This is a genomic window from Thauera sp. SDU_THAU2, assembly GCF_038260575.1.
In the GTDB taxonomy this organism is placed as follows: Bacteria; Pseudomonadota; Gammaproteobacteria; order Burkholderiales; family Rhodocyclaceae; genus Thauera.
Map to the genome: position 1 here is coordinate 3,426,527 of NZ_JBBWUN010000003.1, position 15,342 is coordinate 3,441,868.

The 15,342-nt window shown below is 66.5% G+C and carries 13 protein-coding genes; 2 read left to right on the plus strand and 11 right to left on the minus strand.

The features are described from left to right. Positions 1 to 8 precede the first annotated feature (8 nt). The 8 genes from AAFL97_RS17790 to AAFL97_RS17825 all read right to left on the minus strand — a co-directional run bounded on the left by AAFL97_RS17790 (position 9) and on the right by AAFL97_RS17825 (position 8,739). Positions 9 to 1,295, minus strand: coding sequence for a TRAP transporter large permease (locus AAFL97_RS17790; protein WP_341646040.1), 1,287 nt, complete (start codon positions 1,293 to 1,295; stop codon positions 9 to 11). A 12-nt stretch (positions 1,296 to 1,307) separates the two neighbouring features. Continuing rightward, positions 1,308 to 2,003, minus strand: coding sequence for a TRAP transporter small permease (locus AAFL97_RS17795; RefSeq protein WP_341645788.1), 696 nt, complete (start codon positions 2,001 to 2,003; stop codon positions 1,308 to 1,310). A 76-nt stretch (positions 2,004 to 2,079) separates the two neighbouring features. After that, positions 2,080 to 3,042, minus strand: a complete 963-nt coding sequence (locus tag AAFL97_RS17800) for a TRAP transporter substrate-binding protein (protein WP_341647194.1) — start codon at positions 3,040 to 3,042, stop codon at positions 2,080 to 2,082. A gap of 110 nt (positions 3,043 to 3,152) precedes the next feature. Then, positions 3,153 to 3,995: an HpcH/HpaI aldolase/citrate lyase family protein gene (locus tag AAFL97_RS17805; RefSeq protein ID WP_341646041.1), complete on the minus strand. Its 843-nt coding sequence runs from the start codon at positions 3,993 to 3,995 to the stop codon at positions 3,153 to 3,155. Further along, positions 3,995 to 5,200, minus strand: coding sequence for a CaiB/BaiF CoA transferase family protein (locus AAFL97_RS17810; RefSeq protein ID WP_341646042.1), 1,206 nt, complete (start codon positions 5,198 to 5,200; stop codon positions 3,995 to 3,997). Before AAFL97_RS17810 ends, AAFL97_RS17805 begins: the two co-directional genes overlap by 1 nt. 10 nt (positions 5,201 to 5,210) lie before the next feature. Further along, on the minus strand, positions 5,211 to 6,581 hold the full coding sequence (locus AAFL97_RS17815) for an MmgE/PrpD family protein (RefSeq protein ID WP_341646043.1): 1,371 nt from the start codon (positions 6,579 to 6,581) through the stop codon (positions 5,211 to 5,213). 22 nt (positions 6,582 to 6,603) lie between these two features. Then, positions 6,604 to 7,770, minus strand: a complete 1,167-nt coding sequence (locus AAFL97_RS17820; protein ID WP_341646044.1) for an acyl-CoA dehydrogenase family protein — start codon at positions 7,768 to 7,770, stop codon at positions 6,604 to 6,606. 108 nt (positions 7,771 to 7,878) lie between these two features. Further along, a complete protein-coding gene (locus AAFL97_RS17825; RefSeq protein WP_341646045.1) occupies positions 7,879 to 8,739 on the minus strand; it encodes an FAS1-like dehydratase domain-containing protein in 861 nt (286 codons plus the stop codon). Between the two features lie 161 nt (positions 8,740 to 8,900). Between AAFL97_RS17825 and AAFL97_RS17830 the strand changes: the two genes are divergently transcribed. Continuing rightward, positions 8,901 to 9,839 (plus strand): LysR family transcriptional regulator, encoded by a 939-nt coding sequence (locus AAFL97_RS17830; RefSeq protein WP_341646046.1) that lies wholly within the window; start codon positions 8,901 to 8,903, stop codon positions 9,837 to 9,839. A 274-nt stretch (positions 9,840 to 10,113) separates the two neighbouring features. On the opposite strand, the gene AAFL97_RS17835 is transcribed toward AAFL97_RS17830, so the two are convergent. From AAFL97_RS17835 to AAFL97_RS17845, 3 genes are all read right to left on the minus strand, one after another. Continuing rightward, entirely contained in the window at positions 10,114 to 11,043 is a 930-nt protein-coding gene (locus AAFL97_RS17835; protein ID WP_341646047.1) for an electron transfer flavoprotein subunit alpha/FixB family protein, read from the minus strand. Beyond that, entirely contained in the window at positions 11,043 to 11,792 is a 750-nt protein-coding gene (locus AAFL97_RS17840) for an electron transfer flavoprotein subunit beta/FixA family protein (RefSeq protein WP_341646048.1), read from the minus strand. The genes AAFL97_RS17835 and AAFL97_RS17840 overlap by 1 nt, the downstream gene beginning before the upstream one ends. 148 nt (positions 11,793 to 11,940) lie before the next feature. Continuing rightward, complete coding sequence (locus tag AAFL97_RS17845) at positions 11,941 to 12,687, minus strand: response regulator (RefSeq protein ID WP_341646049.1); 747 nt, start codon at positions 12,685 to 12,687, stop codon at positions 11,941 to 11,943. A gap of 299 nt (positions 12,688 to 12,986) precedes the next feature. Here AAFL97_RS17845 and AAFL97_RS17850 point away from each other — a divergent pair, with 299 nt between their 5' ends. After that, on the plus strand, positions 12,987 to 15,215 hold the full coding sequence (locus AAFL97_RS17850) for a FepA family TonB-dependent siderophore receptor (protein ID WP_341646050.1): 2,229 nt from the start codon (positions 12,987 to 12,989) through the stop codon (positions 15,213 to 15,215). Positions 15,216 to 15,342 lie beyond the last annotated feature (127 nt).

Below are 15,342 nucleotides of genomic sequence, written 5' to 3' on the forward strand. Positions count from 1 at the left end.
CGGCTTCTTTACATCATTCCGAGCGCTTTCGGCAGGAAGGTTGAGATGCTCGGGATGTAGGTGATCATCATCAGGAAGATGAGCATGGTCCACAACCAGGGCATCACCGCCTTGCTCATCTCGGTCAGCCCCGCCTTGGTGATGCCGCTGGCCACGAACAGGTTCAGCCCCACCGGCGGCGTGATCATGCCGATCTCCATGTTCACCACGATCATCACCCCGAAGTGGATCGGGTCGATCCCCAGCGCCACCGCCACCGGGAACAGGATCGGCGCCAGGATCAGGATGATCGAGGACGGCTCCATCAGCGCACCGGCCACCAGCAGCAGGATGTTGACCACGATCAGAAAGCCGATCGGCCCCATGCCGCTGGCCACGATCGCGTCGGCCATGCGCTGCGGGATCTGCTCGCTGGTCAGGATGAACGAGAACAGCACCGCGCTGGCAATGATGAACAGCAGCATCGCGCTCATGTTGGCCGAGTCCAGCAGCACCCGCGGGATCTGCCTGAAGGTCAGGTCCTTGTACACGAACACCGCGATGAAGAACGCGTACACCGCGCTCATCGCCGCCGCCTCGGTCGGCGTGAACATCCCCGAGTAGATGCCGCCCATCACCACCACGATCAGCATCAGCCCCCAGAAGGCCTTGCGAAAGTGCTTCATGCGGTCGGCCCAGCTCGTGCGCGCCAGCGTCGGGTAGTTGTTCTTCTGCGCCACGTACCAGGTGCACAGCCCCAGCATGAACGCCAGCAGCAGCCCCGGAATGACCCCCGCCATGAACAGCGCCCCCACCGAGGTGTTGGTCGTCACCGAGTACATCACCATGACGATCGAGGGCGGGATCAGAATCCCCAGCCCACCGGCCGAGGCCACCACCCCGGCGCCGAAGCGCAGCGGGTAGCCTTGCTTGATCATCGCCGGGATCAGGATCGAGCCGATCGCCACCACCGTCGCCGGGCTCGAACCCGACACCGCCGCGAACAGCGCGCAGGCCAGCACCGCACTCATCCCCAGCCCGCCGCGCAGGTGGCCCACCATCGCCGTGGCGAAGTTGATCATCCGCCGCGCCACCCCGCCGTGCGTCAGAAAGTTGCCCGCCAGGATGAAGAACGGGATCGCCATGATCTCGAACTTCTCGATGCCGGTGAACATCTTGAGCGCCACCGACTCGAGCGGCACATCGGTAAACAGGAACATGAAGCTCAGCACCGTCAGCCCGAGCGCCACCCCCACCGGCATGCCGATCGCCATCAGGACGACGAGCAGGCCGAAGATTGCAATCGTATTGGTCATGATCTCATCTCCTCACTTGCCCTGCCTGCGCCGCGCTTCTTCGGCCAGGCGCTCGGCGTGCTCGATGTCCTCGGCGATCGAGATCGCTTCGCCTTCGAGCAGCACGTTCTCGTCCTGCTCTTCGTCCAGCCCTTCGACGTGGCCGTGGTCGTGCGTCGGCAGCTCGCCCGTGCGCCCGAAGCTGATCAGCACCTGCACGAAGCGGTAGCACATCAGGAACGAGCCCAGCGGCACCGCCGAATACACCATCCACGTCGGCCAGTCCAGGTCCGGCGTCGTCGGCCCTTCGTAGTACTCGCCCACGTCGCCGCCCAGCAGCGTCAGCGTCTCGTAGGCCATGCCGTTCTCCCACACGAAGAACGCGCCGAACAGCCCGATCAGCCCGGTGAAGACGATGCCGCAGATCAGCCCGATGCTGATCAGCGCCGCGCGCGAGCTGCCCGTGAGCTTGTTGATCAGGATGTCCACGCCCACGTGAATGCCCGTGCGCACCCCGTAGGCCGCGCCGAACTTGGCCATCCACACGAACAGGATGATGCAGAATTCCTGCGCCCAGCCGAAGTTCATGTCCAGCAGCCAGTCCTGCAGGCCCGGAATCTCGTAGCCCGACAGGTAGCGGTGCACCACCGATACGAAGATCACCACCGTCGCCACCGCCATCAGCGAGGCGATGATGAACTCTTCCAGTCGATCCAGAAGCTTGTTCATGTCTTGTTCTCTCCCAAAGAAACGCCCGTCCGCACCAGGTGCATGACGGGCGTGCAGGGGCTCAGCTCATGTCCGATTACAGCTTGGACGGATCGAATCCGGTCGCTTCGTAGATCGATTTGATGGTGTCGGCACCCACGCGCGATGCCATCTTCTTATGCACCGGCACCAGCGCCTTGATGAAGGCTGCGCGTTCGGCTTCGCTCAGCACATGGACTTCGGTCCTGCCCGAGGCGCGCACCGCTTCCAGCATCTGGTCGTTCTCTTCCTTGGCGATCTGGTTGGCGTAGTCGGTGGCCTCGTCCATCGCCTTCTCCAGCTGGCCGCGCACGTCGGCGGGCAGGCCGTCCCAGAACTTCTTGTTGGTGATCACCGCGTAGCCGATGTAGCCATGATCGGATATCGTCATGTGCTTCTGCACCTCGTGGACCTTCTGGGTGAAGTAGTTCGAGAGCGTGTTCTCGGTGCCATCGACGACGCCGGTCTGCAACGCCTGGTAGACCTCGGAGAAGGCCATCACCTGCGGCAGCGCCTTCACTTCGCGGAACTGCTCTTCGAGCACCTTGGACGACTGGATGCGCATCTTCTTGCCGCGCAGATCCTCGGGCTTGTGGATCGGGGAGTTCGCACTCAGCGCCTTGAAGCCGTTGTCCCAGTAGGCCAGGCCCTTGATGCCGCGCGCATCCAGCTTGTCGAGCATCTGCTTGCCCACCGGCCCCTTGGTGACCGTATGCAGGGCTTGATAGTCCTTGAAGATGTAGGGCAGATCGAAGACTTCGAACTCGCGCACGCCCAGCGGACCGAACTTCGACAGCGAGGGCGCGAGCATCTGCACCGCGCCGAGCTGCAGCGCTTCCAGTTCCTCCTTGTCCTTGTACAAGGTGCTGTTGGCGTACACCTCGACCTTGACCGCGCCATCGGTGTATTTCTCGGCCAGCTCCTTGAACTTGTCGGCGCCCTTGCCCTTGGGCGTGTCCTGCGCGACGACGTGGCTGAACTTGATGACGATCGGATCCGCGGCGACGGCGAGCGTCGACATGGGTGCCAGCGCCAGCGCCAAGGCGCTGCCGATCAGGGTACGGCGAAGTTGGGAAATTTTGCTCATGGTCTCCTCCTGCTTGTTGTAAAAACGACTGCAAACACTGGACATCAAAGGCCGAAGCTGGCGGCGACGGCCAATACACGCTCGGCGCGGGCGATGACGGGGGCGTCGATCATCCGCCCCTCGACCACCGCAGCGCCCCCCGCGGCCGCGGCGGCCTGCTGCACCGCACGCGCCCACTGGATTTCGCTGGCCGAAGGGGTAAAGGCGGAAGCCGCCGCCTCCACCTGGGTGGGATGGATCAGCAACTGCCCGCCGAAGCCGTGCCGGCGTGCGCGCCCGGCATAGCGCTGCAGCGCCTGTTCGTCGCCGATCACGGTGAACACGCCATCGACCGGCGCCGGCAGGCCGGCGCGCTGGCTGGCGAGCACCAGCATCGCGCGCCAGGGCAGGAAGACGAGCTCCTCGGCATCGGCTTCGTCCGGCACCAGGTCCAGCTCGACGGCGAGGTCGAGCTTGCCGAACACCAGGCGGGCACAGCCTTCGGCGCCGGCGATCCCGCGCAGCGCATCCAGGCCGAGCGCGGTCTCGATGATCGCCAGCACCGGTTTGCCGCTGCTGCCGTGGGCATGCTGCATCTGGACCGCGCTGTCGGCCTTGGGCAGCATCACGCCGGCCACGCCCGCATGGCGGCAGGCCAGCAGGTCGTCCTCATGCCAGGCGGTGCCGGCGGCGTTGATGCGCACCACCACCGCGGCGCTCGGATTGGCGTCCAGCCAGGCCACCAGCGCCTGGCGCGCGGCCGGCTTGTCGGCGGGCGCGACGGCGTCCTCCAGGTCGACGATGACGACGTCGGTGCCGGTGGCGAAAGCCTTGGCAATGCGCTCGGGGCGGCTGGCCGGCACGAACAGGAAGGTCCGCGCCCGCGCCAGATCAGGTTTCTTTTCCATCACACCACCTTCCTTGCATGCAGATCGACAACGTGGTCGCCATAACCGAGCTCGGCGAGGATCGCATCGGTATGGGCGCCGAGCGCGGGCACCGGGTCCATGCGCGCCGGATGCTCGCCGCCCATGCCCGGCGGCTGCAGCGCGGGCAGCGGGCCGACCGGCGAATCCACCGTGGTCCAGCGCTTGCGCGCCTGGAGCTGCGGATGGGTCCAGATGTCGCGCATGGTGTTGACGTTGGCATTGGCGATGCCTGCTTCGTCGAGCCGGGCCAGCACCTCGTCGGCGCTGAGGCTGGCAAAGCTCTGTTCGATCAAGGTCCGCAGCGCGTCACGGTTGGCCACACGCTGCGCATTGCTGGCGAAGCGCGCGTCGGCCGCGACGGCGGAATCCTTCAGCACCTTGTCGCAGAACACCGCCCATTCGCGCTCGTTCTGCAGGCCGAGCATCACGGTGCGGCCGTCTCCCGAGCGGAACGGGCCATAGGGATAGATCGTCGCGTGCGCCGCGCCGCAGCGCCTGGGCGGCTCCTGGTCCTTGTAGGCGTAGTACATCGGGAAGCCCATCAACTCGACCATGGCGTCGATCATCGCGATCTCGATGCGGCGGCCGCGGCCGGTCCTGCCGCGCTGGATCAGGGCGCCGAGGATGTTGGTGTAGGCATACATGCCGGCGGCGATGTCGGCGATCGAGATGCCGGCCTTGGCCTGCTCCTCGGGCGAGCCGGTGACGGACAGGAAACCCGACTCGCTCTGGATCAGCAGGTCGTAGGCCTTCTTCTCGGTGTAGGGGCCGCCTTCGCCGTAGCCGGAGATGTCGCAGACGATGAGGCCGGGATTCTTCGGCGCCAGCGCCTCGTAGGACAAACCCAGGCGCGCGGCCGCACCCGGCGCGAGGTTCTGCACCAGCACGTCGGCCTTGGCCAGCAGCTTGTGCAGGATTTCCTGCGCCTCGGGCTGCTTGACGTCCAGCGTCAGGCTTTCCTTGGAGCGGTTGGCCCAGACGAAATAGGATGCCTCGCCATCGACACGATGATCGTAGGCGCGGGCGAAGTCGCCGACGCCGGGGCGTTCGATCTTGATCACGCGGGCGCCGAGGTCGGCCAGGTGGCGGGTGGCGAAGGGCGCGGCGACGGCATGCTCGAGCGAGACGACGGTCACGCCTTCGAGTGGCAGCGAGCCGGCTTGCGGCTTGGGGGTATCGGTCATGGTCACACTCTCAGGCAGATGGAAGAAGCGCACCGACACGGGGCGCAGCATGCAGTTGCCACACGCGCTCGATCAGGGCGTCGATCTCGGCCCGGCTGGCGGCACCGGAGAAAGCCGCCAGGCGCCGCGCCTTGTCGGCCAGTTCGGCGCGCGACAAGGTGTTGCCCGGATCGCCCTTGGGGTCGTCGATCGCGCCCTGGAAGCAGGCGCCGGATCGGGTCCTGACCTCGACCCGCCCCAGCCAGCGATTGGGATAGGCGGCATCGACCTCGTCGTCGAGCGTCATGCCGACCTTGTCGCGGAAAGCGGCGACCGCGGGGTCGGTCAGCGCGTGGTCGCGGAAGCTCTCGAGGCCGGCATCGCCATGCACCGCGAGCAGGCCCAGCACCGTGCCCATCGAGAACTTGGCCTGATGCACGGTCGTCGGCACATCGACGACGCCGAGCACGTCGATCGCACCCTTATGCACCCGCGTCAGCACCGACTCGATGTCGTCGGGCGCCAGGCCTTCGCGCTGCATCACGGCCTGCAGCGCATCCGCCGCCGGGTGGGTGTGGCGGCAGGAGGCATGGAACTTGAACGAGGTTTCGAGCAAGGCCCAGCGGCTGCCGAGCCGGTCGCCGAGGCGTGCCGGATCGGCATCGGAGGACATGCCGGCGGCCATGCCTTTCTCGCCGTCGAGGATGCGCCGCGCCGCGGTCACCCCGCCGCGCGCCAGATAGGCTGCGGCCAAGCCGCTCGCCGCCGCGTGCGCGGTGTGGAGCTGCTTGGAATCGGCGGCGTCGCGCAGGAATTCCCACAGCCCCGCCGCCTGGGTGCCGGCCGAGCCGATGGCGTTGCTCATCTGCGCGGGCGACAGCTTCAGCACGTGCCCGGCGGCAACGGCGGCGGCCAGCGTGCCGACCGTGGCGGTGGTATGGAAGATGCGGTAGTGCGAGCGGCCGAGGAATTCGCCGATGCGGATGCCCGCCTCGTAGCCGGCCACGCAGGCAGCGATGAACTCTTCGCCCGAGGCGCCCGCGTCCTGCGCCGCCGCCAGCGCGGCGGGAAACACCACCGTCGCCGGATGCAGCACCGAACTGTTGTGCAGGTCGTCCTGCTCCACCAGGTGCGAGGACGCAGCATTCACCCAGGCGGCGAAGTAGGGCGAAGTCCGGCCGCGGCTGGCCAGCACTTCCGCCGGCCCGTCGGCTGGGCCCATGGCGCGGGCAAAGGCTTCGAACTGCGGCAGCGGATGCATGCCCTTCGCCGCCAGCGCCGAAGCGAGCCAGTCGAGGAACAGCTCTTCGCAGCGCTCCACCACCGGCGCGGGCAACTGCTCGTAGCGCAGGCCGGCGACGAAGGCGCACAGCGCATCGGCCGGCGTGTTCTGATCGATCATCGTGCGAACTCCCCGGCTGGACTCAGAACGAACGCGGCAGCCCGAGCAGGTGCTCGGCGACGTAGGAGAAGATCAGGTTGGTCGAGATCGGCGCCACCTGGTACAGGCGGGTCTCGCGGAACTTGCGCTCGATGTCGTACTCGTTGGCGAAGCCGAAACCGCCGTGGGTCTGCATGCAGACGTTGGCCGCTTCCCACGAGGCCTTGGCGGCGAGGTACTTGGCCATGTTGGCCTGGGCGCCGCAGGGCTGGTGGGCGTCGAACAGCTCGCAGGCCTTGAAGCGCATCAGGTTGGCGGCCTCGATCTCGATGAAGGCATCGGCGATCGGGAACTGCACGCCCTGGTTCTTGCCGATCGGGCGGTCGAAGACGACGCGCTCGTTGGCGTACTTCACCGCGCGCTCGATGAACCAGTAGCCGTCGCCGATGCATTCGGCGGCGATCAGCGTGCGCTCGGCGTTCAGGCCGTCGAGGATGTACTTGAAGCCCTTGCCTTCTTCGCCGATCAGGTTTTCCTCGGGTATTTCGAGGTTGTCGAAGAACAGCTCGTTGGTCTCGTGGTTGACCAGGTTGGGGATCGGCCTGACGGTCAGGCCCTTGCCAACGGCGTCCTTCAGCTCGACGATGAAGATCGACATGCCTTCGGACTTCTTCTTCACCTCGGCCAGCGGCGTGGTGCGCGCCAGCAGGATCATCAGGTCCGAATGCTGCACGCGGGAGATCCACACCTTCTGGCCATTGACCACGTAGCGGCCGTCCTTCTTCACCGCCACGGTCTTGATCTTGGTGGTGTCGGTGCCGGTGGTCGGCTCGGTGACCGCCATCGACTGGATGCGCAGCTTGCCGGCGGCGATGTCGGGCAGGTACTTCTCCTTCTGCGCCTTGCTGCCGTTGCGCAGCAGCGTGCCCATGTTGTACATCTGGCCATGCACCGCGCCGGAGTTGCCGCCCGAGCGGTTGATCTCTTCCATGATCACCGAGGCCGCGGTGAGGCCGAGGCCGGAGCCGCCGTATTCCTCCGGAATCATCGCCGACAGCCAGCCGGCGCCGATCAGGGCATCGACGAAGGCTTCGGGATAGCCGCGCTGCTCGTCGATCTTGCGGAAGTATTCGTCGGGGAATTCCGCGCACAGGCTGCGGACGGCGTCGCGGATGTCCTGGTGCTGGTCGGGGGCGTTCAGAGTGGACATGCTTGTCTCCTGCGGTGGGTGAGCGGGGAAATCGCGGCCATGGCGAGCCCCCGCGCTTCGTTGCCGAAGCGCATCGGTCGGTGAAACGGGAATGGAAGAAAAACGGGCCTACTCGAAGCCGACAGTGGCCTTCATCGTCAGGCGCCCGTTCTCGTCGGTCCAGAGCTCGGCGCAGTCCGGCCCGGTGATGCGGCCGCAGACGTCGAAGCGATGGATGTCGAACAGCGGCCCGACGGCGCGGAACGAGAAACGGGTGATGCGCTTGTCCGGATGGGCTTCGCGGAAGGCCTCGAGCAGCAGGGTCGCCGTCAGCGGCCCATGGACGATCAGGCCCGGATAGCCCTCGACCCGGGTCACGTAGGGATGGTCGTAGTGGATGCGGTGGCCGTTGAAGGTCAGCGCCGAATAGCGGAACAGCAGCACGGGATCGGGATCGATGCTGCGGCGGAAGCCGCATTCCGGCGGCACCGCCTCGCCCGTCAGCTTGCCGCCGCCGGGTGAAGCGTTGCGATAGACGATGTCGTGCTCCTCGACCAGCGCGGCGGCGCCGTCGGCGCCCGAGATGGTGTGCTCGACGGTGACGAAGACGAGGTCGCCGCTGCGGCCCGACTTGCGCTCGCAGCTCAGGATGCGGGACACCCGGCGCAGGCTTTCGCCCACGCGCAGAGGCCGCTCGAAGCGCAGTCGCCCGCCCGCCCACATCCGGTTGGGCAGCTCGACCGGCGGCAGGAAGCCGCCGCGCCGGGGGTGGCCGTCGGGGCCGATCTCGCTGGCGCGCGCATTGGGCGTGAAATACACCCAGTGCCACAGCGGCGGCAGCGCATCACCGTCGGCGATGGCCGACGGCTCATGGTCGAACGTGGCGGCCAGCGCCTGGGCGATACGCAGATCGACGCGGTCGCTGCGAACTTCCTCCCGCCCCACCCACGCTGCCAGATCGGCGTTCGTGCTGTTGGCCCCAGTCTCCATAAACCCTCCTTTTAGGTACATATGTTTTTCTGCGGGACATGATCCGCCCGGCGCCGGACGATCACAATTCGCCATTCCTTTACCCTGCCTTAACGACAATCGAAGCCCCGAAAGTCCATCGAAGCCATAACATTCGAGGGGATAACGACCGGAACGACGGCATGAACATCGATCTGCGCGACCTGACCCTTTTCAGTCTCATCGCCGAAACCAAGAGCCTGACGAAAGCAGCGGAACGAAACTACCTGTCGCTCCCTGCGGTCAGCGCACGCGTCAAGAACCTGGAAGGCAATGCCGGCGTGCGATTGCTGTACCGCACGCCGCGCGGCGTCGCGCTGACGCCGGCCGGCCAGAGCCTGCTGCGGCATGCGCGCACGGTGCTGAGCGAGATCGAGCACATGAAATCGGAACTGCAGCGCTTCGGCGAAGGAGTGCAGGGCAGCATCCGGATCTTCGCCAACACCACGGCCGTCACCGAGTTCATGCCCGAAGTGCTCGCCACCTTCCTCGCCGCCCATCCCAAGGTGGACGTCAATCTGCAGGAGCGCCCCACTTCGGAAATCATCCGCGGCGTGCTGGACGGCACCACCGACCTGGGCATCACCTCCGGCCCGGTCACCGCCGACGGCGTCGAGCTCCATACCTTCAGCACCGACCGCCTGGTGCTGGCGATCGCCCCCGGGCATCCGCTGGAAGCGCTGGACAAGGTCCGTTTCGCCGACGTCATCGACTACGACTACATCGGCCTGCACCAGGGCAGCACCCTGCAGGCCTTCGTCGACCAGTTGATGCAGAACGCGCGCAAGCGGCTGCACATCCGGGTCCAGGTGAGCAACTTCGAATCGGTCTGCCGGATGGTCGAAGCCGGCGTCGGCGTCGGCATCGTCCCGGAGTCCGCCGCGCGGCGAAACAGCAAGACCATGGCGATCTCGATCAAGACGCTCGACGAGGACTGGGCGCTGCGCGAGCGCCACGTGCTGTCGCGCTGCGGCGATTCGCTGCCGAGCCATACGCTGGCGCTGATCGAAAGCATCATGGACTACCCCGGCCATGCGGAGAGCCGGGCAGGCATTCTCCCGCCCTCCGGCGGAGCTTCCTGAGCCGCCACGCCAGCTCCGGTCCGCGCCGGCTGCGGCACCCCTTTTGCGATACAAAAAATGCCCCCACGCTCATCCGCTTCGCGGGCTCGCTGCCCCCCAAGGGGGCGCTTTTTGCCTTGGGGCGGCCCGGCGGACAAAAAAAGCCCGGCGAGCCATGCATCGCCGAGCCACAGCTCGCCACGAAAATCCGGAGGAGGGAGAGACGGATTTTCCCGGCGAGGAAAGAAGCGCCGGAGCGGGCCGGGAGCCCGCCCGACGCAACCGGTTGCCGCGCTCAGACGGCGGCGGTCAGTTCCGGCACGACCTCGAACAGATCGCCCACCAGGCCGTAGTCGGCCACCTGGAAGATCGGCGCCTCCGGATCCTTGTTGATCGCCACGATCACCTTCGAGTCCTTCATCCCCGCCAGGTGCTGGATCGCCCCCGAGATGCCCACCGCGATGTACAGCTGCGGCGCGACGATCTTGCCCGTCTGGCCCACCTGGTAGTCGTTCGGCACGTAGCCCGCATCGACCGCCGCACGGCTCGCGCCCAGCGCCGCCCCCAGCTTGTCCGCCAGCGGCTCGAGCAGCGTGTGGTAGTTCTCCCCGCTGCCCACGCCCCGGCCGCCCGAGACGATGACCTTGGCCGCACCCAGCTCCGGGCGCTCGCTCTTGGTCAGCTCGCGGCCGACCAGCGCCGCCACGCCCAGGTCGGCCCCCGCCGCCAGCGCTTCGAGCGGGGCGGCACCGCCTTCTGCGGCCGCATCGAAGGCGGTGGTGCGCACCGTGATGACCTTGATCGCATCGGCGCTCTTGACCGTCGCCAGCGCGTTGCCGGCGTAGATCGGGCGCACGAAGGTGTCGGCCGCTTCCACCGCGACGATGTCGCTGATCTGCGCCACGTCCAGCAGCGCCGCCACCCGCGGCAGCATGTTCTTGCCGTTCGGCGTCGCCGGCGCCAGCACGTGGCTGTAGTTCGGCGCGAGGCCCTTGACCAGTTCGGCGACGTTCTCCGCCGTCTGCGCTTCGTAGTGCGGTGCATCGCACACCAGCACCTTGGCCACGCCGGCGATCTTCGCCGCCGCCTCGGCCGCCGCGCCGCAGCCGGCGCCGGCCACCAGCACATGGATGTCGCCGCCCAGCTTGGTCGCCGCGGTCACGGTGTTGAGCGTGGCGGCCTTGAGCGATTGGTTGTCGTGTTCGGCAATGACGAGAATGGTCATCAGATCACCTTCGCAACGTTCTTGAGTTTGTCGACCAGCTGGGCGACGTCCGCCACCCGCTCACCTGCGCTACGCTTGGGCGGCTCGGCCACTTTCAGCGTCTGCAGCCGCGGCGCCACATCCACGCCCAGCTCTTCGGGCTTCAGCGTGTCGAGCGGCTTCTTCTTCGCCTTCATGATGTTGGGCAGCGTCGCGTAGCGCGGCTCGTTGAGCCGCAGGTCCGTCGTCACCACCGCCGGCAGCGAAATCGACAGCGTCTCCAGCCCGCCATCGATCTCGCGCGTGACCTGCGCCTTGCCGTCGGCGATCACCAGCTTCGAGGCAAACGTCGCCTGCGGCCAGCCCGCCAGCGCCGCCAGCATCTGCCCGGTCTGGTTGGCGTCGTCGTCGATCGCCTGCTTGCCGCCGATCACCAGCGTCGGCTGCTCCTTGTCCGCCACCGCCTTCAGCAGCTTGGCCACCGCCAGCGGCTGCAGCTCGGCATCGGTCTCGACCAGGATCGCGCGGTCGGCGCCGATCGCCAGCGCCGCGCGCAGCGTCTCCTGGCACGCGCCCACGCCGCAGCTCACCGCCACCACCTCCGTGGCCACGCCCGCTTCCTTCAGCCGCACCGCCTCTTCCACCGCAATCTCGTCGAACGGGTTCATGCTCATCTTGACGTTCGCTATATCCACGCCGCTGCCGTCAGCCTTGACGCGAACCTTCACGTTGTAGTCGACAACGCGTTTCACGGGTACCAGGATCTTCAATGTCATCCTCCTTGTTTTGGCGTCCGGGCATGTGCCCCGAACGGAAGCAGTTTAGTTTTATCGCGCCGGCGGCAGATTCATCATTTCCGAACACCCGCTTCAGCAGGCTCGAAGCGGCAGACGGCCCCGGCAACGGTGCAGGCGGGTTTCACGCCCCCTGGCGCGTCACCTCGGCCGACAGCAGGTAGCCGTCGCCCCAGGCGGTACGCAGCAGACGCGGACGGCGGGGATCTTCCTCGATCTTCTTGCGCAGGCGGCTGACCTGGGTATCGATGCTGCGGTCGAAGGCGCCGTGTTCGTCGCGGTGGGTGAGATCGAGCAGGCGTTCGCGGCTCAGCACGGTGTTGGGATGCTCGGCCAGGGCGAGCAGCAGGCGGAACTCGACCGCGCTCAACTCGACGATGCGGCCGTTCCGATGCGACAGCGCACGCTGACCGATATCCAGCGTCCAGGCCTCGAAGCTCAGATAGCGCGCCTCGCCCATCACTGCAGGCGCAGCGGCCTCCGCACCACGCATCGCATTACGCATCCGGCGCAGCACGGTCTTGATGCGGGCGACGAGTTCGCGCGGATCGAAGGGCTTGATGATGTAGTCGTCGGCCCCCAGCTCCAGCGCCGCCACACAGTCGGCCGGATCGGCCAGCACCGACAGCAGGATGACCGGCAGCTTCAGGTGCTCGTACAGGTAGCGGCACAACGACAGCCCGTCCTCGTCCGGCAGCATGACCTCGGCGAGCGCCAGGTCGAAGCGCTCTCGCGCCAGCAGGCTGCGACCGCTGCCCGCATCGGCGGCGGTGCTCACCTCCATGCCGTAGCGGCTCAGGTAGGTGGTCAGCGAAGCGCGGATTTCGGGGTCGTCATCGATGAGCAGGATGCGGGGAGCGTCGGTCGGCACGATGATTCATCCGGAATGCCGCGCCACGGCCGGTTGCGGGAAAGCGCGGACGAGCGGGGAAATGGGGTTGTTCATGGGTATTCGCGGATAGCTTGCCCGACACCCTGCCCTCGGATAGGCGTCCCATCGTGAAATGGCACGGGCATGCCACACATTTTCCATATTTCGACAAACAATTACAATTGTTAATGATTATGATTCTTATTTTATTGCTCATCCAAACACGCGATTCTACCTGCAGTCATGCCGGTGGCGTTGCCGTGCGACGTTTTTTTAACTCCTGCCCAACGAGAACACCGATGCCTCGCTCTTCCTCCAGCCCTCTCACCTCACGCCGCCTCAGGCCACTGGTCGCGGCCATCGGCCTCGCCTGCCTGCCCGCGCACAGCGCATTCGCCCAAGACGCCACGCTCGCCGAGGTGCAGGTGCTCGGAACCGCCGAAGAACAACTGCGCCAGGCACCCGGCGTTTCCGTCATCACCGAGGAAGACATCGCCGAGCGGCCGCCGGCCAACGACTTGTCCGAACTGATCCGCACCATGCCCGGCGTCAACCTGACGGGCAACAGCTCGTCCGGCGCCTATGGCAACAACCGCCAGATCGACCTGCGCGGCATGGGGCCGGAAAACACCATGATCCTGATCGACGGCAAGCCGGTCAGCTCGCGCAACTCGGTGCGCATGGGCCGCAACGGCGAGCGCAACACGCGCGGCGACTCCAACTGGGTGCCCGCCAGCGCCGTCGAGCGCATCGAGGTGCTGCGCGGCCCCGCCGCCGCCCGCTACGGCTCAGGCGCCGCCGGCGGCGTGATCAACATCATCACCAAGCGCCCGAGCGACACGCTCAGCGGTTCGGTCACCGCCTACACCCTGGTGCCGCAGGACAAGGACTTCTCCAGCACCCAGCGCCTCGGCTTCAACCTCGCCGGCCCGCTGGCCGAGAAGTTCTCCTTCCGCCTGTACGGCAACGTCGCCAAGACCGATGCCGACGAACCCGACATCAACGCCTCGGTCGTCGATCCCAACGCGACACCGCCCGCCGGGCGCGAAGGCGTGCGCAACCGCGACATCAACGGCCTGCTGCGCTGGGACCTGACCGAAGGCCATGTGCTCGAATTCGAGGCCGGCTTCTCCCGCCAGGGCAACATCTACGCAGGCGACCGCCTGTTCGACAGCAGCAACGCCGCGATGCAGGAGTTGGCCAACTCCGGTGCCGAGACCAACACCATGTACCGCCGCACCGGCAGCGTCACCCACCGCGGCGACTATGGCGAAGGCCGCACCTCGCGCGTCACGCTGGCCTACGAAGGCACGACCAACCGCCGCCTGAACGAAGGCCTGGCGGGCGGCGCCGAAGGTTCGATCAGCGCCACCGCACAACCCTCCGAGAACCAGCTCGACCAATACTTCCTGAACGGCGAGTTCAATACGCCGCTGGAGATCGGCGGCATCCGGCAGATGCTGACCGCCGGCTTCGAATACCGCAAGGAGAAGCTCGAAGACCCCTACGCCACCGCTCGCGGCCAGACCATCAACAACAACCCGACGTCGATCAGCAAATCCGATACGCGGGCCGTGTTCGTCGAGAACAACATCGCGCTGGGCAACTGGGTGGTCACGCCCGGCCTGCGCCTGGACGACCACGACAAGTTCGGCCTCAACTGGAGTCCCAGCCTGAACGCATCGTGGGAAGTCACCCCGGAAATCACCGTCAAGGGCGGCATCGCGCGCGTGTTCAAGGCGCCCAACCTCTACCAGTCCAACCCCAACTACCTGTACGTGACCGGCGGCAACGGCTGCCCCTACCTGCCCGACGGCACCCGCGTGCAAGGCCCCTGCTACATCTTCGGCAACGAGGATCTCGACCCCGAGATCAGCATCAACAAGGAACTGGGCGTGGCCTGGAACCGTGCCGGCTGGGGCGCGGGCCTGACCTACTTCCACAACGACTACAAGAACAAGATCATCGCCGACATGGGCGACCAGGACATCCCCGACTTCATCGACATCGGCGGCTCGCTGGCACGCCCCTTCCAGTGGGTCAACACCGGCAAGGCCATCATCCGCGGCTTCGAGGGCAACCTGGACATCCCGCTGTCGAGCGATCTCGGCCGCAGCCTGATGCTGCGCAACAACTTCACCTACATGATCGAGAGCAAGAACAAGAACACCGGCCAGCCGCTGTCGGTGATTCCGCGCTACACGATCAACAGCATGCTGGACTGGCAGGCCACGGAGAAACTCTCGGTGCTCGCCACCGCCACCTTCTACGGCAAGCAGGAGCCACGTGACCGCAACCCGGCCAACAACACCACCGTCACCGGCGACGGCCTGAAGGTGCGCGGCGCTTACGCGCTGTACGGTCTCAGCGCGGGCTACCAGTTCAACAAGACCTTCAACCTGCGCGCAGGCGTCAATAACCTGTTCGACAAGCGCCTCTATCGCGCATCGTCGGGCTCCGGCCAGGGCGCCAACACCTACAACGAACCCGGCCGCACCTATTACGCGACGCTGACCGCTTCGTTCTGAAGCGGCACGGCAAACCCGATCCGCCTTGCACCGTCTCGGGCCCGGTTTTCGCCGGGCCCGATTTTCATCGCGCGGCCGACCCGGGGTCGGACATCCCGCCCAACGAACGGCCGTGGCGATATCGACG

Coding starts and splice junctions, on each gene's coding strand:
- AAFL97_RS17790 (WP_341646040.1), bottom strand. CDS start 1,295: ATGACCAATACGATTGCAATCTTCGGCCTGCTCGTCGTCCTGATGGCG.
- AAFL97_RS17795 (WP_341645788.1), bottom strand. CDS start 2,003: ATGAACAAGCTTCTGGATCGACTGGAAGAGTTCATCATCGCCTCGCTG.
- AAFL97_RS17800 (WP_341647194.1), bottom strand. CDS start 3,042: ATGTCGACGCTCGCCGTCGCCGCGGATCCGATCGTCATCAAGTTCAGC.
- AAFL97_RS17805 (WP_341646041.1), bottom strand. CDS start 3,995: ATGGAAAAGAAACCTGATCTGGCGCGGGCGCGGACCTTCCTGTTCGTG.
- AAFL97_RS17810 (WP_341646042.1), bottom strand. CDS start 5,200: ATGACCGATACCCCCAAGCCGCAAGCCGGCTCGCTGCCACTCGAAGGC.
- AAFL97_RS17815 (WP_341646043.1), bottom strand. CDS start 6,581: ATGATCGATCAGAACACGCCGGCCGATGCGCTGTGCGCCTTCGTCGCC.
- AAFL97_RS17820 (WP_341646044.1), bottom strand. CDS start 7,770: ATGTCCACTCTGAACGCCCCCGACCAGCACCAGGACATCCGCGACGCC.
- AAFL97_RS17825 (WP_341646045.1), bottom strand. CDS start 8,739: ATGGAGACTGGGGCCAACAGCACGAACGCCGATCTGGCAGCGTGGGTG.
- AAFL97_RS17830 (WP_341646046.1), top strand. CDS start 8,901: ATGAACATCGATCTGCGCGACCTGACCCTTTTCAGTCTCATCGCCGAA.
- AAFL97_RS17835 (WP_341646047.1), bottom strand. CDS start 11,043: ATGACCATTCTCGTCATTGCCGAACACGACAACCAATCGCTCAAGGCC.
- AAFL97_RS17850 (WP_341646050.1), top strand. CDS start 12,987: ATGCCTCGCTCTTCCTCCAGCCCTCTCACCTCACGCCGCCTCAGGCCA.